The 20,543-nt window shown below is 36.2% G+C and carries 19 protein-coding genes; 4 read left to right on the forward strand and 15 right to left on the reverse strand.

What is annotated here, in order from left to right; all coding sequences use genetic code 11:
- Positions 1-2: 2 nt before the first annotated feature.
- From F6K40_RS10885 to F6K40_RS10950, 14 genes are all read right to left on the reverse strand, one after another.
- The gene (locus F6K40_RS10885; RefSeq protein ID WP_293135375.1) at positions 3-1,406 is read right to left on the reverse strand and encodes an MBL fold metallo-hydrolase; all 1,404 of its coding nucleotides are present in this window, start codon (positions 1,404-1,406) and stop codon (positions 3-5) included.
- Between the two features lie 126 nt (positions 1,407-1,532).
- Positions 1,533-2,219 carry a PIG-L deacetylase family protein gene (locus tag F6K40_RS10890; protein WP_293135378.1) on the reverse strand — a complete coding sequence of 229 codons (687 nt, stop codon included), beginning with the start codon at positions 2,217-2,219 and terminating at the stop codon, positions 1,533-1,535.
- Positions 2,216-2,926 (reverse strand): formyl transferase, encoded by a 711-nt coding sequence (locus F6K40_RS10895; RefSeq protein WP_293135381.1) that lies wholly within the window; start codon positions 2,924-2,926, stop codon positions 2,216-2,218. The genes F6K40_RS10890 and F6K40_RS10895 overlap by 4 nt, the downstream gene beginning before the upstream one ends.
- A 144-nt stretch (positions 2,927-3,070) precedes the next feature.
- On the reverse strand, positions 3,071-3,775 hold the full coding sequence (locus F6K40_RS10900) for a class I SAM-dependent methyltransferase (protein ID WP_293135384.1): 705 nt from the start codon (positions 3,773-3,775) through the stop codon (positions 3,071-3,073).
- 38 nt (positions 3,776-3,813) lie between these two features.
- Complete coding sequence (locus F6K40_RS10905; protein ID WP_293135387.1) at positions 3,814-5,031, reverse strand: ATP-grasp domain-containing protein; 1,218 nt, start codon at positions 5,029-5,031, stop codon at positions 3,814-3,816.
- Positions 5,032-5,048: 17 nt separating this feature from the next.
- Positions 5,049-6,215, reverse strand: coding sequence for a UDP-4-amino-4,6-dideoxy-N-acetyl-beta-L-altrosamine transaminase (gene pseC / locus F6K40_RS10910; RefSeq protein ID WP_293135389.1), 1,167 nt, complete (start codon positions 6,213-6,215; stop codon positions 5,049-5,051).
- Positions 6,215-7,201 (reverse strand): UDP-N-acetylglucosamine 4,6-dehydratase (inverting), encoded by a 987-nt coding sequence (pseB, locus tag F6K40_RS10915; protein ID WP_293135392.1) that lies wholly within the window; start codon positions 7,199-7,201, stop codon positions 6,215-6,217. Before pseB ends, pseC begins: the two co-directional genes overlap by 1 nt.
- Before the next feature lie 261 nt (positions 7,202-7,462).
- Complete coding sequence (locus F6K40_RS10920) at positions 7,463-7,768, reverse strand: type II toxin-antitoxin system VapC family toxin (RefSeq protein WP_293135395.1); 306 nt, start codon at positions 7,766-7,768, stop codon at positions 7,463-7,465.
- Positions 7,762-7,917: a hypothetical protein gene (locus F6K40_RS10925; RefSeq protein ID WP_293135398.1), complete on the reverse strand. Its 156-nt coding sequence runs from the start codon at positions 7,915-7,917 to the stop codon at positions 7,762-7,764. Before F6K40_RS10925 ends, F6K40_RS10920 begins: the two co-directional genes overlap by 7 nt.
- A gap of 71 nt (positions 7,918-7,988) precedes the next feature.
- Positions 7,989-8,177, reverse strand: coding sequence for a hypothetical protein (locus F6K40_RS10930; protein ID WP_293135401.1), 189 nt, complete (start codon positions 8,175-8,177; stop codon positions 7,989-7,991).
- A gap of 152 nt (positions 8,178-8,329) precedes the next feature.
- On the reverse strand, positions 8,330-8,728 hold the full coding sequence (locus F6K40_RS10935) for a tetratricopeptide repeat protein (protein WP_293135404.1): 399 nt from the start codon (positions 8,726-8,728) through the stop codon (positions 8,330-8,332).
- A 971-nt stretch (positions 8,729-9,699) separates the two neighbouring features.
- Positions 9,700-10,077, reverse strand: coding sequence for a hypothetical protein (locus F6K40_RS10940; protein ID WP_293135407.1), 378 nt, complete (start codon positions 10,075-10,077; stop codon positions 9,700-9,702).
- Between the two features lie 436 nt (positions 10,078-10,513).
- Entirely contained in the window at positions 10,514-11,944 is a 1,431-nt protein-coding gene (locus F6K40_RS10945) for an MlaD family protein (protein ID WP_293135410.1), read from the reverse strand.
- Between the two features lie 695 nt (positions 11,945-12,639).
- The gene (locus F6K40_RS10950) at positions 12,640-13,425 is read right to left on the reverse strand and encodes an ABC transporter ATP-binding protein (protein WP_293135413.1); all 786 of its coding nucleotides are present in this window, start codon (positions 13,423-13,425) and stop codon (positions 12,640-12,642) included.
- Between the two features lie 810 nt (positions 13,426-14,235).
- Here F6K40_RS10950 and F6K40_RS10955 point away from each other — a divergent pair.
- The 3 genes from F6K40_RS10955 to F6K40_RS10965 all read left to right on the forward strand — a co-directional run bounded on the left by F6K40_RS10955 (position 14,236) and on the right by F6K40_RS10965 (position 17,104).
- Positions 14,236-15,612, forward strand: a complete 1,377-nt coding sequence (locus F6K40_RS10955) for a gluconeogenesis factor YvcK family protein (RefSeq protein WP_293135463.1) — start codon at positions 14,236-14,238, stop codon at positions 15,610-15,612.
- A 24-nt stretch (positions 15,613-15,636) separates the two neighbouring features.
- The gene (locus F6K40_RS10960) at positions 15,637-15,837 is read left to right on the forward strand and encodes a hypothetical protein (RefSeq protein ID WP_293135416.1); all 201 of its coding nucleotides are present in this window, start codon (positions 15,637-15,639) and stop codon (positions 15,835-15,837) included.
- A gap of 184 nt (positions 15,838-16,021) precedes the next feature.
- Complete coding sequence (locus F6K40_RS10965) at positions 16,022-17,104, forward strand: RNA-guided endonuclease InsQ/TnpB family protein (protein WP_293135419.1); 1,083 nt, start codon at positions 16,022-16,024, stop codon at positions 17,102-17,104.
- Between the two features lie 62 nt (positions 17,105-17,166).
- Here the strand turns inward: F6K40_RS10965 and F6K40_RS10970 are convergent, their stop codons facing one another.
- On the reverse strand, positions 17,167-18,225 hold the full coding sequence (locus F6K40_RS10970; protein WP_293135422.1) for a choice-of-anchor K domain-containing protein: 1,059 nt from the start codon (positions 18,223-18,225) through the stop codon (positions 17,167-17,169).
- Between the two features lie 1,269 nt (positions 18,226-19,494).
- Here F6K40_RS10970 and tsaE point away from each other — a divergent pair.
- Positions 19,495-19,995, forward strand: coding sequence for a tRNA (adenosine(37)-N6)-threonylcarbamoyltransferase complex ATPase subunit type 1 TsaE (gene tsaE / locus F6K40_RS10975; protein ID WP_293135425.1), 501 nt, complete (start codon positions 19,495-19,497; stop codon positions 19,993-19,995).
- The last annotated feature ends 548 nt before the right edge of the window (positions 19,996-20,543 follow it).

The raw sequence follows: 20,543 nt of genomic DNA on the forward strand, positions 1-20,543 counted from the left end.
AATTATTGCCTCTCTTGAACATTAGATGCAATTTTTTTCTTAAAAGATTTTTCATAACCATCAATACCTAAGTAACTTGGGAGAAAACTGTTAGAGAATACAGAAAGAAAATACCATAATGCTGCTTCTTGCTTTGTGTACCCACCTTGACGTTTAATTCTTAAGTAACCCGCCTTCAGATCGTCAAAAGTTAACCCCCCTTCTATCACTGCACCCAGATGTCTTGCTGCTACATCAAAAACTAGAGGTAAATTTACTATTTGTTCTTCTGTAAAAGTTTTTGATTCTATCTTGCAGGAAGAGTTGGGAAAATCAAGTTCTATCTCATACTGCCAACATTTGCTATCTTGTTTTGCTTGTATAACAACCTTGATTTCTCTTCCTTTTTTCAGATCGGGATCTGGAAAGATACTTCCAAAGCATTCTTTAACATATTTACAATAGGAGTCAAACAAATTCAAGAAATGTTCTGGTTGGAAGTAAAACTGATTTTCCCATTCTTGAATTTGTGCAATAATATTTTTAACATCTTCCCTTTGACGCAATTTATTTAATTTTTCTATCCATTCTTGACGTGAACTAACACTTGGCACAAATTCTTGAGAGACAACATCTAGGTCAATTACATCCCCAGGATTAGGAGTTAACACATCAAAATTGTCAGCTTTTCTAGTGGCAAACTCTTTAAACTCTATAGGAAGACAACCCGCAAATTTATCAGTTTCCGGCCATCGAAAATACACACAATCTCCCGCACAAGGAACGATCCGAGATACTTTCAAAAAACTTGCATAACGAGCAGTTCTTTCAAAAACAGATTGATTTCTTCTGACTGTCTCCTTTTGCTTAAGTTCTTCAGGTATATCAAAAAAAGTTGGATACATACTTGCGCTGGAAAAAAATAAAAGTCCCAAATCTATGTCAAAATTATTGCCTATCCATTTAGCATCTTGTTCGGAGAGCATACAATCATTTTGATGAAAAACTGTAGCTCGCTCATCAGAAATCACTAAAGCGCTGTCTGTAGTTGAGCGATTGCAAAACAAGGTAGCAGAAAAATCTTTTCCGAGGATAAAAGTTTGACCATGTTCTAATTCTATAATATGGGAATATCCAGACTTGATCAATAAAGGCTTAATAGGATTATTTTGTCCATATTTTCTGATGATGATAGGGATATTTCGAGCAAAATGGGACAAAGTTTTTAAACAGAAGTGGTCTGGATGTTCGTGAGAAATGTAAATAAAATCCTGGTTAATATACTCATTTAAGGGAATTGAACATTCGGGAAACTGCCATATGGCATTTGCGTAAATTGGATTGTACAACCAAGGATCTAGCAATAGGCGTTTACCGGAAGCACTAATAATTTGAAAAGATGCGTGGCTATAGTAACGTATTTTCATTAAAAGTTATTTATTTGATATAATATTGTTTTTAGTATAACTAACAGTTCTTCAGTTATCAAGGAAGTTAGTAAAGAGACTCTTTAAATCTCTTTCCTTCGCTGTGGCAGCCACGTTTGCTCGATCTTAATGCGTAATATTCCTGCCTAACATAAATGCTTCTGCCGCTTCTACTCCAATAGTTGCGCCCCGCCAATGAGCTAAATGTTCTAGAGCAATAATAGAACGAGCATGAGGCCATGGCCGCATTTCAGACTGGTAAGCTTCTAATGCTTTTAACTTCAGACTTATAGTATCTGAAACATCAACAAACCAGTTTGGTGCAAATATTGGTGCAGAATATGGTGTTTGCCATTCGGTGCTGGATGCAATCTCAAAAAACAATAAAGTTTTGACACTTCTGTTAGGTAAAGGTCTTGTGGCAGTAACTACTGCTTGATGAACGTAGCAATGATCGATATTAAGATCGCCTCTGTGATGAGTATAAATAATTTCTGGTTGATGTTTGTCAATAGCCTGCTCTACTACTTTAACAATATCTAACAAATTGCAACTATCAAGACGGTTATCTGGGAAATTATGCAGTTCCACAGATGCTGCGCCTAAAATTTTAGCTGCCTCACGAGGAACTTCTGCTAATGCTGATAACTCGTAGTTTCTCTTTTCCCGATCAGGTTGCAAGTCTCGGCTAGTTATGCCTTCTGCTAAAATTAGCACATGAACCACATCTCCACGAAGTGCGTGTTTAGCTATTGTCGCTCCACAACCTAACACTTCATCATCTGGATGAGCTGCAATAACTAAAACCTTCATAGCTCCTTATCCTCTTTAAGTGTAATTTTGACATCAGCAATAATTTGCCCCTCGTACAAAGCGGCTCTACTGAATTCAAAATGAAAGTCTTTGTAATTAATAAATGCTTTGGGATATCCTTGTGCATCTAGCATCCGAATAAAATCATGTAAATTTGAGAGCGATGCTAATTCTCTAATTTCACTTTCTTCTGGTTTGCGTCGCTTAAATATTACAACTTCTCCTTCTTGAGGCAAAGGCTGTGGTTCTTCTTCAACCATACGCTTAATCATCTTAGATGATAAGTTGGTACTGCGAATATAAATTTCTTCAGCATTACCCTCTAAAGAGAGAGGTTCCTTCAAATACACCGGACCTGCATCAAATTCTTCACTCATCCGTAAAGCAGTAAGCTTTGTTTCTCTATGACCGCGAACAATTAAGTTTTGCAGTGGAGTTCCTCCACGTCCATAAGGAACATCCGTCATGTGAAAGCAGACACATTCATGGTTTTCGATTAAGTCATTAGGCACTTTCCACGACCAATGAAGAAAGAAAATATAACGAGGATTAACTTCTTTTATTTCTTCTATGATTAATTGTGTTGGTGAATCAATAAACAACCAATTGCCCGGATATTTGACAAGTTTTGTATTGAAAATATGACGGTTCCAAGGTTTGCTACCACAGACAATGTAACTTTTTTGATTTTCTTCAACGTTAGTCATTTGTTTTTTAACTCCTATCATCAATGCTAGAAAAAACTTTTGACGAATTTATGATAATGGTTCCTTTTTAACATCTAAAAAATTGCCACAAGTCCCATACCTCCTTAGCATTGCAAACAACCATAATTTAACTTTTTGAATTATTTAATTAGGACGCTTGCACCCAACTATTAGCCAACTATGTTTTTCTTTCATATTATTTTTCCACCAATTATAAAGCTCTATATTTTCTAACTCAAAACCTGCCTTAGTAATAAGGTTCCGAACGACTGATTCATCTACAAATGTGTAGTGGCAACCAGCATAAACATCAGCTCTTTCATCTAACAAAAAATAGTCCTCATCTAACTGGGTTCCTAAACCATAAAACCAATTTTCTTTAGTGCGAAAGTTGACACAAAGCTGTCCACCTGGACGTAAAAGCTCAAATATATACTTTAAATCAGTCTGCATTTCTTCTAGAGAGCGCAAAAAAACAACCCCCCAGCAGATAACAACATCAAACTTGTTCGCTGGCAAATTTGTATTCCGAAAGTCGCCTATAAAAATATCGCCAAAAAGCTGACTATCTCCGTAAAACTGACGCACGCGATCGCACGCTTCTGGAACAAACTCTACCCCACTTGCTCTATAGCCAAAATCCATTAATAGCTTTAAGTGCTGTCCCGAACCAAACCCTATATCTAATCCCTCCAAATTCACTTTTTCTTCAGTCTTAATCTTTGACAAAAAACGAACTATATGCTCGTCAGGATATCGTAAAATATTCTTAGATAACTGCTTTGTAGCAAAATCTTTATTTTTTTCATTAATTGCTGTTAGTTTGCCCTGCTCTAAAGAACCACTCATTAATTTATTTCCTCAATCAATTATTTTCTACATTGAATTTAATCTACATTGAATTTAAGTTGACTAGCAGCATTATTCCATAGTTGTTCTGCTTCACTTCTAGTTTTTCCAGTAGTTAGTAAGTAACCTACACTATAACCAGTGCTGCTAGTTCGACGTTTTTCAACTATGTCTCCTGATTTTAAGAAACTTTCAACTGCAACAACTCCTGGCATTTGACTAACTTTTTTTAGCCCTTCTAGTTTCACAAAACTTCCTATAGGAGAAGAAAGCATTCGTAAAACTGCCCCTTGATTTTGGAGAATTTGAAAATTTGCCTTGCCACCTAAGTTCATTATTATTGTCTGCTCAAGCGCAGATATTCCAATTGCAGCAGGAAGCATCTTTGCACTTATATTAAAGCCAGAAGGTCGCCCAGAAATTTCTATAATAACTAATTTATCTGAGTTGATAATAATATCTGCGTGTACTAAGCAATTTTCTAAACCAATCGCTTTACAGGCAATTTCCATAATAGTATTAATCTTATTATGAAGTTCTTGAGAAAGCAAGCTAGGAGTAAGATAACCATAAGGTAATCGAAAAGGAAGTTCTGTTACTTCTTTATCGCGAATCAAGAGAGTGCTGTGCATCTCTTCGACTATGGCGCTATCCACCCCAATTTCATGTCCCGATACAAAGCTCTCAACTAAGGACTTTGTTGACTCTTTGCACTTTTGTCGTTGCTCTAAATGCCACGGTATCCAGGACTCAAATTCAGCTTTGTCTCTGGCGACAAATACTCCCTGACTACCACTACCATAACGAGGTTTGACAACTACTGGCCACCCAATTTGTTCTGCTGCTTTTAGAAGGGAGTTGCGATCGCTTCCTTCGGCAATTTCCGGTGTTGGAAGTCCTGCTTTTGCCAGAATTTGACGTGTCAGCAGTTTATCCGTACAAATTTGCGCAGCTTCCTCCGAAATTCCCCGCAATCCCAAAGCATCATTAACTGCTCCCACAGTTGTTAAAATAGCTCCTAAAGGAACCGGTAAAACACAGCGGACATCTGCTTCTTTTGCAAGTTGCACGACTTTAGCTGCATCTCGTATATCCATTGCAATGCCTCTATCTGCTGCTTCTAATCCCACTGCTGTTGGATTTCCATCTAAAGCAGTAACGTTCAATCCCATTTTCTGAGCTATTTTAATGACTGGCAACTGCTCAATTCCTGCGCCTACGCACAAAACATTAATATTTTTTGATAGTTTAGCCATAGCTTTTATAGAGAGGTTTATTTGAGCAAAGTTGCGATTTTATTCGCTACAAAATCTTGATTATTTTCAGTTAAACCATAGTACAAAGGAATACTAATTGCTTCTTGATAATACTGTTCTGCTTCATAAAAATCACCCCACTTAAAACCCAACTCCTGATAATAAGGTTGCGTATGCACGGGAATATAATGCAAATTCACCCCAATTTTTGCTTGACGTAATTCCTCAAAAACTTGCCGATGAGTTTTCTTAATTTTATCCAGTTTCAGCCTGATTACATAAAGATGCCAACTGGACTCCGTATCTGGATGTTGCCAAGGTAGCATCAATGGTAAACCTTGCAACAACTGATGATAACGCTCTGCCAAAAATCGACGTTGCTTGACAAATTCATCCAAACGTTGTATCTGACTTGCACCCAAAGCAGCTTGAATATCGGTCATCCGATAATGAAAGCCTAATTCCAATTGTTGATAATACCAAGGTCCGTGAGACTCTTCTTTCATTAACTCCACTTTGCGAGTAATGCCATGAGTCCTTAATCTAATCAACTTTTCATACAACTCCTCCTTATTAGTTAATATCATTCCACCTTCACCAGTAGTAATAATCTTGACTGGATGAAAGCTAAAAACTGCCATGTCTGAAAATTGACAGGAACCCACAGGTTTTCTTTGGTAGTAACCACCGATTCCGTGAGCAGCATCTTCTATTATTCTAAACCCATAACGTTCAGACAAAGCAGCAATTTTTGCCATTTCGCAAGATTGTCCGGCAAAATGTACTGGAATGACTACCTTTGGCAAACAACCTTGCTTTTCTGCTTCTATCAGTTTACCCTCTAATTGATCAACACTCAAATTATATGTATTGGGGTCAATATCCACAAAATCTACAGTAGCTCCACAATACAATCCACAATTTGCTGAAGCTACAAAAGTATTAGGGGAAGTCCAAAGAATATCTCCTTGACTCAAACCTGCTGCTAAACAAGCAATATGTAAACCTGCTGTTGCACTGGAGACTGCTACTGCATACTTAGCACCACAATAATCTGATACAATTTTCTCAAATCTTTCTATTGCCGGACCTTGAGTAATCCAGTCTGAGCGCAGCACCTCAACCACTGCATCAATATCCTCTTGACTAATATTTTGTCTTCCATAAGGGATAAATGAATTCATTATTTTAACATTTCTAATAGTTGAGTAGCAGTCAACCAGTCCGTGTTATTATCAGAACTGTATTGAAATCCATCGGGAACACTCACACCTTTTTCACCCAACTTATTATGAGTGTAATCTAAATTTTTTGAATATTCAATTGTTGGTCGAATTACATAGTGGTCAGGAAATTCTATGGTTAAATGGGCAGCTTCAACCGGACACATAACTTCATGGAGTTTTTCTCCTGGTCTAATTCCAATAATTTTATGAGAAACTCCTGGTGCTAGTGCTTCAGCTAAATCGATAATTGTCATGGAGGGAATTTTTGGCACAAATACTTCTCCACCTTGCATCCGCGCAAAACTTTTAAGCACTAATTCTATACCTTGTGGAAGAGTTATCCAGAACCTGGTCATCCGTGGATCTGTTATTGGTAATTCATTAGCTCCTTCCCGCATTAGTCTTTGAAAAAACGGAACTACTGAACCTCTAGAACCGACAACATTTCCATAGCGAACTACAGAAAAACTTGTCCTTAAACCTCCTGCAAGATTATTAGCAGCCATAAATAGTTTATCAGCAGCTAGTTTAGTTGCACCATAGAGATTAATTGGATTAACTGCTTTATCTGTTGAGAGGGCAATTACTTTTTCTACTTGTGATTCTAGAGCTACATCAATAACATTATTTGCACCATATATATTTGTTTTTATACATTCCATTGGGTTATATTCTGCTGCTGGAATTTGTTTGAGTGCTGCTGCATGAATCACGTAATCTACATCTCTCATTGCTAATTTCAAACGAGCAGCATCTCGCACATCTCCAATAAAATATCGCATAGCGGGTGAACTAAATTCTAGAGACATTTCATATTGTTTTAGTTCATCCCGGGAGTATACAATAATCTTTTGAGGTTCATGTTGACTCAGGAGAGTTTTCACGCATTGCTTACCAAATGAACCTGTGCCTCCTGTTATTAAAATAGATTTACCATTAAACATTTATTTTTTACTCTCAATAATTTATCATCGTTTCTTCATACAAGCTAATAGCTTTAGAATATTTTTTTTCCTTAAAATACTTTTTAGCTAACCCTTGTAATTTGACTACTTCACTTTTAGAAGGTATCAAATTCATAATTTAGCTTATTCTTTCCATCTATTACTTAATTTCCAACCTCACCTGTTCCAAACTTTATAATCCTCCTTCTGAGGATACAAACTCAACAACTTTTCCAGAGGAGCGATCGCCCCTTTTGTGAGCTAATTTTTTTCAGATATGAAAATATTAACTACATTAAATTTAGTAAATCCAGCTTGCTGAAAATGTCTATCATATGTCAAAGCTTCAGTAATACCTTCAAGCCTGATTACAACAAAACTAATACAATTTGTTAATCCCCAATCTTGATCAGAATACTGATGGTAAATTCCCCAACCCTCCTCTAATAAACTTTGTTCTAAAGGGATAATTTTAATAATATCTGGAACTTGTTTAATTCCATTAATATAGGCATAAATTTTTTGACGTAGATGAGTTTTGCATAAAGCATCAGCTACTTCTAACAATGTAGAAATTCTGTTGTTACTAAAATAACTTGTTGTTGGTTTAGTCTAACCAGAATTTGTTTAGCTTTAGCTGCTAAGTTATTACTACTATTAATCAAGGCTATCCAAGCTGATGTATCGACAAAAACTTTTTGGGAATTAATCATCATGCTTCAGTTTACCATACAAATAATAATCGTGTTAGTTTGCTAAATCGGTTATTCCTGTTTCCATCTGACAATTAATTTTCTATAACAGAGGATAATCTATCCCACTCAGTTTTATTTTTTTCTTCTGACAAACCTACAGTTTTAGAACTCGTAGGTACATCTAGGAAAGTAATAATAACTGGGCTATCTTCTGGATAAGAAACAGGTTCACTGAGATGAACCATACCGTCTTTAAAAATACCTTTTATTGACTGCATCATAAAACTACCTAACAATAAATACTAATTATTCCATAATCAGTAGCTTTTTCTAAACATGATGCAAAACATAACAAATCAGATTAGTCTTTTTTATAAATAATGAAATTATCCTAAAAATAACTGCCTAAATCTCAGAAAATTGAGATAATTAATTACTCTTCAACTTCCAACCTCACCTGCTCCAATACAACTTTATAATCCTCTCTCTCAGGATACAACCCCACCAACTTTTCCAGAGTAGCGATCGCCCCATGCTTATCCCCCATCTCCAACCTGACTTTAACCAACCCCTCTAAAGCAGTCATATTTTCAGGTTCCCGCTCCAACACACTTTCATATCCCCGCGCTGTTTTCTGCAACTGCTCCTCTACCGACACAACTGCTGCCGTTTCTACCTGTGGAGACTCCTGAACAGCACTTTTCAACATATTCCCTATCCCAAACAAGGCAGTACCTCCAAAAGATACACACCCAACTAAGGACATTATCTTTTTCAATGTCTTACTTCTCTGCTCTCGAGCTTGTATATATTCTTTCTCTGTTCCTTGCATTAGCTACTTTTCTCTTAATACCTACTTTTTCCAGTCTTCCCAGTTTAAGCCAAAAAGCGATCGCTAACCGCAAGTCAAAATTCAAAATTCAAAATTCAAAAATTAAAAGTAATCCCTGACTGAGTTTGAGCATTTATAAATGTCCTAACCTAAGCCCTACATTTAAGTCAAAAGTTCAAATAACAAAGTCGAAAGTCAAAAGTAACCCCTGATTGATTAGGACAATAAATTTTGGTTGTCAGGGAATAGGGAATAGAGAAATGTCCTAACGTATTTGTGTAGCACCATAATTAGTTAAGTCGTCGTGCAAAATTAATTTCCTAAGAATATTTCAATAATGGATAATGGATAATGGATAATTACCTCTTCCTAAAAGGGAGAGGATTGACCAATAAGGACAAAATTTATTTTTTTCCCCTTTACCCAGGAGGCTTTAAACCTGAATTATCTAATTGTTTAATTGTTTAATTGTTTCGGTAATTAATTTTGTTTATGCACTTACAAAACTTGACATATCCAACAAAAGAAAACCGATGATTCTTGTTATTCCCGAAGATATTTTGCAGGCTGCCCAAACTACGGAAGAGGAATTAAAAATAGAACTAGCTTTTCTGCTCTATAAATAGAACAAAATTAGTAGCGGCAAAGTTCGAGCTTGGTTGGGATTAAGCGTGTTAGAATTTCAAAACGAACTTGCTAAAAGAGATTTATATCTTAACTAGGATCTATTAGACATCTCCAAAAATCAAAAATAAAATCAATTCTTATCCATAACTCTTAATTACTTTTTCTATTGCTTATTGCCTATTCCCTCTTTTCTAAAACTCATAGTTTTGTACCTCATAAGTATGAGAATTTATATACACAGGAATAAGAATTAAATCAAGTCCAAAATTTTTTTTAAACTCAGATAATATGGAGTTTAGGCAATTTAACTTGTTTTGATAATAAAATCCTCGTTCCTTAGTTAATTAATCCATTTGGCCTTGATAACTACAGACAAAACGAACCATTTTTAAGGTTGCTTCCGACTGTGCTTCATATTCTCCATATCCTTTAGCTCTCCATTTATTACCGCCTCCAGCACAGATAGCAGTTGCTTCTATTTGTTCCTCACCAATTTTATAAGTAAAGTTTCTGTACTCACTAAAATTGCCATAAAAAGAACCAGAAATACTGGTAACTATTACAGATTCTCCGGTAGAAGCATAGCCCATAAATTCATCATTTTCAGGATTTGCTAGAGCAATACCCACATATAATAAAGGTTTTTTTGCCTCGAAATAAAAAGGTATGAAAGTTAAAAATGTTCCGGCAATAATAGTAACTACAAGCTTTCTGAAATTCATAAGTTTATATTTTATATATTTAAGGTATATGATTCTATAATCATAGTCAAGAAGGACAATTTTTTCAACAATCAACGCGGTTTAATTTCAAAAAAGCTCTTATCTAAAACTAAAAGCAAGAGCTGATAGCTGAATTTTTACTTCACCGAAAAATTAAGTCAGAAACCTCCTCTTTTAAGGCGATAAAAAAAAGAATATTCTGCATTTAAAGCCTCCTTATTCTATAGGTGTACTGATAACTAATAACTGATATAGCGTTTCTCAGCCTAATGAGGTACACCTATTTTTTTTTATTTGTTCCTATTCCCTATTCCCTATTCCCTATTTCCTATTCCCTATTCCCTGTTCCCTGTTCCCTGTTCCCTGTTCCCTGTTCCCTAAAACTAAGGAATTTTGTACCTCACCAGCATGGGAATTGCTATAACTTAAATGACACTTACTTATTACTTTCTGTCAATTTACTAATTTCTGAACTACTGCTCTCTTTCAACAAAATTTCAATATTTTTTGCCATCCGAGTTTGCTGTTCTAACTGCTTTGTTGAAGAGAATAAATCGCCTAATCCATTAATAATTTGTTTGAGACTTCTTCTAAATCTTTCATCCCCTGTTAGATCGTCTAAATCTGATGTCATTTTCTGTACATTTTCAAATGTTGCCCTCGCTGAATCTAATGTTTGTTGCAACATAATTATGTTTGTCTGACTGTTTAGATCGCTAGAAATATCTCGTAAATTTGCAGAAGTTTCTACTGCATTTGCCGATAATATTTCTAAATTACTAATAAATTCTCCTCTTTCTACTTCACTAATAATCGGACTTAAACTTTCCACTAGCACTGCTAATTTATCTGTTGTTTTTTCAATATTATTTAAAGTGGCAACTAGAGTCGAACGATTTGTATTAACAATTGCATTAATCTGATCTACTGTTAAACTAAATTTATTTGCTACTTCTTCTACAGAATTTGCTGAAGCAACCGTGGCAGAAGAAACTTTTTGTGTAGATTCTTTCATGGTTTGAGTAACAGTAGTTATTTGATTGGAAATATCATTAACTTCTTGATTTATCGTTTTAGTCAAAGTATCTAAATCTCTCTCTACTGTATTGGTTAAACCTCCAACTTCTGTTTCTAATGTTTGAGTCAAACCTCCAACTTCTGTTTCTAATGTTTGAGTCAAACCTCCAATTTCTGTTTCAATAATTCCGGTTATATTATCGACATCTTCTCTTAAATTTTCACCTAAACCTCCCATTTCTTTTTTGATAGTTTCTGATAGCTCGGAGAGTTCTTTTGCTAACTTAGAAGCTTCAGCAGAGGCACTAGCTGTATTTTCAGCAATTATCTTTACATTATTAAATAATTCTGGGTCACTATAAAGGTCAATTAAACGTATTCCTGCTCTTAATAATTGCTGCATTTCTATTCCTGCTTCTCCCTGTAAACGATCATTATTACAGATAATTATTTGAGGACAATTAGCTGATAAGGCATTAGCAGAAATTTCTGATTCTGGTATTCTACCTCTAGGAATAATATCTATTTGTGCAGTACCAATAAATGAGGATATATTGCCTTGAATAAATACATCACGAGGAATAATTAAGTCTTCTGGCTTAATTTCTAGGGTAATATCTACCCCATTTGGCCCTGGTTTTATTTCTACTACTTGTCCAACATCAATTCCTCTATACCTAACTGATGTGCCTAACTCAATACCAGATGCACTTTCAAATTCAACTATGAATTTATAACTACGTTTGCCTAATTCTACTCCCCTCAACCAAAGTATTAAGGCACCAAACAAACCTATTCCTAATAAAGTTAATAAACCTACTGAACCTTCTCTAGTTGTTCGCGATCGCATAGTTTCCCCTAACAGCTTTTATGATATTGAAACGTAAAAATTTTACTTTATAATCAATAAATATATGGTATAATCGCTACATTTATTTTCTATTCATACTAATGTAGCAATTTTGATCATTTTTTGAATTCAAAATTCAAAATTCAAAATTCAAAAATTTTAGTTCTAAGTGAATTTCAATAATTGTTTAATTAAGGATTCTTTTTCTCGTTCTTCAAAGATCGAAAAAATCAAAAATATTTTCCTTATTTCAAGCATCTGACTTTAGGCAGAGGTTATAATGAGCGAATTAATAATGCAAGAACTTTGAATTGATTTGACATTAGAGATTTTTTTCCTTATTAAAAAAATAATTGAGTATAAAATCCCACCTTATTAAGCCGAAATATTTTTGGAGGGTTGCTCAATAAAGATTGGCGTGACAGAAACAGGACTGACACAGCTAAAACTGTGTATTAGGGAGTAGGGGAGTAGGGGATTAGGGGGAGGGACGTTGCATAAGGGCGTCCATACGGGAGAAAGATTGTTGTTGGGTTTCGTCGTGAAATCCAACAACCGCTTACTTAATTAATCTGTGTATCCGTGTCATAATCTGTGTGAGTACCTCAAGCTAACCTACATCTATTGCATTATTTAAGGTGTGTCAGTCTACTACCCACCCGGGATGAAATTCTAAATTCTAAATTCTAAATTCATTAAGTCACTACCTGAATTGGCCCATCTATACTACCCGTAAAAAATTGTTCTACCAGAGGATTATCCACAGTATCAATTTCATCAACAGTACCTTCCCACTGCACCTTACCCTGGTAAAGAAAAACAACTCTGTCCGCTGTGCGACGAATGGTACTATGTTGGTGAGTCACCATAACATAAGTGCTACAACCACCATCCGCAGATTGTATGTGACGGACTAGATCCTCAATTACAGTAGAAGCGATCGGGTCTAGGCCAGCCGTAGGTTCATCATATAATAATACATCTGGATCGTCGTGGGGATTTTCTGGATTAGTAATAATTGCTCTAGCAAAACTCACCCTTTTACGCATCCCACCAGATAATTCTGCCGGATAGCGATCGCCAATTTTACCCAAACCCACCATTTCCAACTTCTGGTTTACCAACTCCTGAATCTGGGGACGTAATAACTTAGAATGTTGATACAAAAGAAAACCGACATTTTCTTCAACTGTCAAAGAGTCAAACAGAGCTGCATTCTGAAACACCATACCGATAGTAATTGGATCTTTTAAATCATCCATCCATCTAACCCGTCGTTGTCCCTGCACATAAACTTCCCCAGCATCAGGAGTCAATAAACCAGCAATAATTCTGAGAACTGTAGATTTACCAGTGCCCGACGGACCGATAATAGCCAATGCTTCTCCACGATAAATTGTTAAGTCTGCTTCATCTAAGACAATATTTTGTCCGAATGACTTACTAACTCCTTTGAGTTCAATTAAAGGTTCATGCTTCATAAATTATTGATGTTAGGTTCAGATTTTTCAGGAACTTGTAGGTGGTAAGAATAGAGAGGTTTAATAGAAGTTTCCTAGAAGGTAATGGTTAAATCTCTGTTCTACTAATTATTTTTTACTTAAATGTCAAACAATTTCCTGAAGTTACTTTAGTATCAAACTTTTGAGTTGATCAAATCTAACTTTTAAATTTTAACTTTTGACTTGAAAGGTAATGGTTTAACCTCCATTCTACTAATTATTTTTTACTTAAATGTCAAACAATTTCCTGAAATTACTTTAGTATCAAACTTTTGAGTTGATCAAATCTAACTTTTAAATTTTAACTTTTGACTTGAAAGGTAATGGTTTAACCTCCATTCTACTAAGTTATTTTTTACTTAAATGTCAAACAATTTCCTGAAGTTACTTTAGTATCAAACTTTTGAGTTGATCAAATCTAACTTTTAAATTTTAACTTTTGACTTGAAAGGTAATGGTTTAACCTCCGTTCTACTAAGTTATTTTTTACTTAAATGTCAAACAATTTCCTGACATTACTTTAGTATCAAACTTTTGAGTTGATCAAATCTAACTTTTAAATTTTAACTTTTGACTTGAAAGGTAATGGTTTAACCTCCGTTCTACTAAGTTATTTTTTACTTAAATGTCAAACAATTTCCTGAAATTACTTTAGTATCAAACTTTTGAATTTATCAAATCTGAATTTTGAATTTTGAATTTAATTTTGAATTTATTTGCTCCTGAAGGGTCATAATAATGCCAGAATTTTCTTTATGTTATGTAGATAATATTTTTAGAAAAATTCTTATGTCAACTGGTTTACTCAAGAAAACTCTACGCATCTTTCTAAAAAGCAACTTCTCTATTGCAAAACCTCAAAAGAGTAAGTCTCGGATACTTAGCCAATGGTTTAAATGGTTGGCCCCAGGACTATTTGTCAAACGGTGGTTACTTTTAAGTGCTGCTGGCGTACTACTAAGTAGTTTAGGACTAGCAATATGGACCGGAATGACTCCTATTTTTTATATCCTACGAACACTTAAGGAATTTTTGGGGTGGGTAACAACAATACTTCCTAATTATATTTCTGGTCCTCTAGTTATCCTTGCTGGCTTACTATTTATCTTTTTAGGCCAAAACCGCAGCTTAAATACCATTACCCAAGTTTTAATGCCAGAGGGTGATGAAAAACTTGTAGATCGCTTACTTACCCATCGAAGATTAAATAAAGGTCCGAAAATTCTAGCCATTGGTGGTGGTACTGGTCTTTCCAACTTATTACGGGGTCTCAAGAGTTATAGTGCTAATATTACTGCTGTTGTTACCGTGGCTGATGATGGTGGGTCTTCTGGTAGGTTGCGCCGAGAAATAGGTGTACTACCTCCAGGGGATATTCGGAATTGTTTGGCTGCTTTAGCTAATGAGGAAAAGTTATTAACCGAGTTGTTTCAATATCGGTTCCGCGCTGGTGATGGTTTGACTGGCCATAGTTTTGGCAACCTCTTTCTTACAGCAATGAGTGAGGTGACAGGAGATTTAGAAAGAGCTGTAACTGCTAGTTCACAGGTTTTAGCTGTGCAAGGTCAAGTTTTGCCTGCTACTTTAACGGATGTGAATCTTTGGGCAGAATTAGCAGATGGGCGACGTATTGAAGGAGAGTCTAATATTAGTGAAGCAGGAGGCAAAATTATCAAAATAGGTTGTACTCCTGAAAATCCTCCTGCTTTGCCTAAAGTTTTGCAAGCTATAGAAGAAGCTGACTATATTATTATTGGTCCTGGGAGTTTATATACCAGCGTGATTCCTAATTTATTGGTACCTGAAATTGCTGAGAAAATTGCTTCTAGAAATATTCCTAGTATTTATGTTTGTAATATTATGACTCAGCCTGGAGAAACTACTGGATATAGTGTGGCTGACCATATTCGTGCTATTGATGTTGCCTGTGGTAAACGATTATTTGATACTGTTTTAGTTCAGAAAAAAAGTCCTTCGGAACAAGCATTAATTAAGTATGCTCAAGGAGATTCTCATCCGGTTTTTCTTGACAGAGAAGCAGTTAAAAATTTGGGACGGAAAATTCTTTTAACTAATGTGATGTATGAGGATGAACAAACTGGTTTGGTTCGCCATGATTCTATAATGTTGGCACAGGTTTTATTACAATGGTATAGTCAGATTTGACATACTCCCGACGCTCCCCTACGAATGAACCCATTCTCAGATGAGTTGCCGAATCCCAGTATCTCAATACCTAGTCCTGATATGGCAGGGAAATCCAGTAGCGACGCAAAGGATTTGCCAGAATTACTTGGCCCTACCGAAGGCGTTGCTGTGACGGATACAAATCTAGCAAAGATATCTGCCGAAGCTGATTCTCCTTCTAAGACATTGAATGTAGAGTTTTGACTTAGTTGACAATTTACGTCATAACGCGGCACAATACGATGGTTATCTCATCTCGAAAAATAACTTAGTGAAATTTATCAAACCAAGAGCATTGACTTAATCAAAGAATAACGATATAATACCTTATCAACCGTAGTATTAGACAGATTGTGTTTGCGGAGCATACAAAACACAAATAAATGAAATGAAATCCATTAGAACCAAGCTCAAACTGAATAACCAGCAAAAAACTCTGATGGCTCAACACGCGGGGTATAGCAGATGGTGCTATAACTGGGGTTTAAGTTTGTGGAATGCTGCATATATTCATGGTTACAAGCCTAATGCTCGAAAGCTAAGAGAGGTTTTTACCAATCACACAAAACCACTTTATCCTTGGATGAAAAACTTGTCCTCTAGGGTCTATCAATATGCTTTCATCAATTTAGGCGAAGCGTTCAAGAGGTTTTTTCAAGGGTTGGGTAAACACCCAAGGTTCAAGAAGAAAGGTAAACATGATTCCTTCACAATTGATAATTGTGGAAAACCAATAGAATTAAATGGATGGAATCATAAATTACCTTTTGTTGGTATTGTTAAAACTTATGAACCAGTTGAAGCTACAACTAAAAAAATCACCATTAGTAGACAGGGAGGAGATTGGTACTTAAGTTGTAGCTATGAATTCACTCATTCTCCAACTCCAAAGACGACTGAAGTTGTAGGTGTTGATTTAGGTGTAAAAACCTTAGCAACTTTAAGCACGGGAGTTGTTTTCCCTGGTGCTAAATCTTACAAGAAATTTGAAAGCAAGCTCTCTAAGTTACAATACCTTAACCGCAATAAAAAGATTGGTTCAGCCAACTGGAAAAAGGCGCAACTGAAAATTGCCAAGCTACACACAAAGGTAGCTAATATCCGTAAAGACGTGCTTCATAAATTGACAACATATCTAGCTAAAAACCACAGCATTGTTTCAATTGAAGATTTGAATGTTCGCGGTATGTTGGCTAACCATAAGCTAGCTAAGTCTATAGCCGATCAAGGATTTTATGAATTCAGGCGACAACTTGAGTACAAGTGTGAGTGGTACGGCTCTGAATTAGTAGTCGTTGATAGATTCTTTCCATCATCAAAAACTTGCTCAAACTGTGGTCATGTCCAAGATATGCCATTAAATGTAAGGACTTATGACTGCCCTGAGTGTGGCTTGTCAATAGACAGAGATTTAAACGCTAGTATTAATTTGAGAGATGCGGTCGGCTTGACCGTGAATGCCTGTGGATGAGTAGCCGCCGACGGCCTCAGTTGAAGCAGGAAGTAAACAGTAAAATGTCATGTTATGACGTTTTATATCGGTTTTATGAAGCAGTTAAAACCACCGGAATTAAATGAGACAACATCCGCACTTGCAAATGGGTCGGATGTGTTCGGTCTGTTTATTAAGGATAAGCCAGCAGTTATCTGCCGGTTATTCTCTGTCACATTGTCAAACGCAAGGTCTAAAAGTAGATCAACAGAGCTTGCTCCTGTCCCTGACGCAATACTACCATTGAAAAAATCAAGCGTTCCGATAGCAAACACCTCATTAGGCTTCGGATTAAATGGCTTTGGTGTGAACGATAGTTGTGATGATTGCCCAAGTCCCCAATCAAAAGTGCTTGTACCAACACCAGAGAACTCAGCACTCGATGGTCCAGGGTTAATAAAAGATGCTGTAGAATTACCCTTCGTTGCAGATTTGGTTTCCCAGCCCCAGTTTATTCCGCCTTCCACAGTAATCTCGGTTCCGCCATCCCACTGAACATAGAAAAGGTCAGCTTCCCAAGTTATAGAATTAAGTGCTGGCGATGTACCAAAGAGAGCATCAGTCGTCCTCCTTGAGAAGTCCACAAAAGTCAAATTATTGCCTAACTCGAACCTGGGGCGCTCCCCCTCCGTATAATAGAAAGGCAGATTGTCATCGTTTGGTACTGGGTCAAGATATGGTGGGGTTGCACCACCAAGTGGTCGGTTTGTGTCGATAAACTGCACAAAATTTGGCGTTCCGATTGGTAGAACATTGTTTTGATAGGTAGCAATAATTTGGCCACCAATAACTGACAAACCGTTCGCAGCAGTACCTAGACTTCCAGCATTGTAGGTACTAATCGCTATTTGATCGTCGTTACTGTCTGTGGTGTTGACGGTGTACCCACTAAACTGCCCGCCATAGGAGTTATTGAATGATGATGTATTAAATGATGACGAAGAAAGCCCGCTAATTGGCTTTAGTTCTGTCACTGTGGCTCCATCTGGAGAAATAAACCTAGTTACAGGATTGCTATCTGTAATAGTGAAAGTGGCAGCGTTAGCCGCACCCATAAAACCAATTAATAGGGTGGGAGCAATCACTGTAGATTTTGACATACTCCCGACGTTGCCCTTACGGGAAAAATAGGGATTCTTCAGCCTGGGAAACCCTGACCGCTGTTTTGACAGAGGTGATGTCCTCCCCCTGTGTTCGTTGAAGTTACTATCAATCATAAGTATTGTAATAAAAGACCTCTTATTTTTCAAGGGGAGCAGAACGTTTTATTTATGGAGGTATCTGATCGTTGACCCTGGCTTTCCCATCCCTGAGTTCCCCTCCCCCCTTTCCAAGCTATGCTTTATAAACATCTTTCTTAACATAAAACTTGACAACATAGACAAGTTATGTTTAAGTCTTGAATCTGCTTTTTCAGGAGAAAAATGTATTGAATTAGACACGCTTGAGTGAAGACTGTAGAAAGAATTCTTCCTCCCCCTCCTCCCCATCCTCCCCATCCTCCCCATCCTCCCCACCCTCCCACAAGGGTTTCAAGAGTTCCTTATAAGGGATAGCTTTCCAAGGGGGTTTAGGGGGGATGGAGAGCGCGGGACTTCCCGCCAGGGAAGTTAAAATTTGTTTCATTTAAAACTTCAAGAAATTATCGCACCATTTTAGAGGGTGCTTGTCAAGCAAATCTGAAGCACTCTAGATTTCTTAATATTTGGTATCTTTGTTGGATTATGGCGAACAGTTTACCTACCTCATCCACGCTAGATAAATGTTTAAGTTTCTTTTAACAAACAGTCTCTAAGTATGCCTTACAACTAAGCTTGAAAATTAGTAAAAAATAAAGCATTAGTAAATGAATATCTTTACCTAATCTTCATATCATCAGGACTTACGCAGAACCACTATATATAGTAAGGGCGAATGCCATTCGCCCCTACAGGTGGTGTATAACTTCGTATTTTGCGTAAGTCCTGATCATTTGCCTCTGATCAAGAGAGTTTGGCCTATATTTGGGCTTAAAAGTTGTCTGGATCTCACTAATTAGGGTTTGCTGAAAAAGTCTTATGGGTGAGGGTAGGAGTCAGGAGACAGGAGACTCGAGACAGGAGGAGTAAGGAATTTAGAGGAGACAGAAGGAAGAATTTAATTCGTAATTTTTCGGTTCTTGTCAACCCTTTCATCCTAACTTTTTGCAGCTCTAAGGAGCAAAAACCTTGTACTTTTTCCAGACCTAAAACGGCTAAAACCTTTATCTGTAAAATCCTTTAAAATTTAATCAGCAAACCCTAATTAAATATCTATAAATAATGTATTAGTTATAAATTATGGCGGCTTGCCTGATAACTAAAATAGCCAGTTTAACAATTAACAATTAAATGAATAGTCAAGAATTTTTTTTGTCACTAGAAAATGCAGGAGCTACTTACAATCTTGGTAAAAGTTTGGGGGAAATTTTACCTGCTGGTAGTGTAATTTTATTGGAGGGAAATTTAGGTACTGGTAAGACTACTTTGGTTCAAGGTATCGGAGCAGGTTTGAGAATAATAGAAACAATTGATAGTCCGACATTTACTTTAATTAATGAATATTTTTCTGGCAAAATTCCTCTTTATCATTTCGATCTATATCGCTTAGAAAGTTCAGAAATTGAAGCTTTAAATTTAGAGATTTATTGGGAGGGTTTAGAAGTACCTTTGGGTATTGTCGCTATAGAATGGTCTGAGAAGTTGGTTTATTATCCTCCAGATTTTTTACGAATTTGTTTGAGTTTTTCTAATGTAGAGAATACTGTTGAGAAAACCCTCCACGGACGGCACGCTAGATTAATTTCTGTTGGTAAGCTTGATTTGGATTTGGATTTAATTAGGGTTTGCTGAAAAAGTATTTTTGCTCTTTGTAGTAGTCAGTAGTCAATAGAAATGGGAATTTTAGAGGAGGTAGAAGTTAGAATTGTTCCTCAATTTCTCTGTCCAACTATGCGTCTAAAATAGTAACATTTTGAGGCTTTTTAACTCAAAATCTCGCACTTTTTTAATACTTAAAAAGGCTAAAAGCTTTATCTGTAAACACTTTCAGATTTAATCAGCAAGCCCTAATTAGGGTTTGCTGAAAAAGTATTTTTGCTCTTTGTAGTAGTCAGTAGTCAATAGAAATGGGAATTTTAGAGGAGGTAGAAGTTAGAATTGTTCCTCAATTTCTCTGTCCAACTATGCGTCTAAAATACTAACATTTTGAGGCTTTTTAACTCAAAATCTCGCACTTTTTTAATACTTAAAAAGGCTAAAAGTTTTATCTGTAAACACTTTCAGATTTAATCAGTAAGCCCTAATTAGGGTTTGCTGAAAAAGTATTTTTTGGGAAGGAATTATTCAATTTTGAAATATGAAGTGTTATATCTACGAACAGCAACTACTACATCAATTGA

Source organism: Okeania sp. SIO3I5 (assembly GCF_010672085.1).
GTDB lineage: Bacteria > Cyanobacteriota > Cyanobacteriia > Cyanobacteriales > Microcoleaceae > Trichodesmium.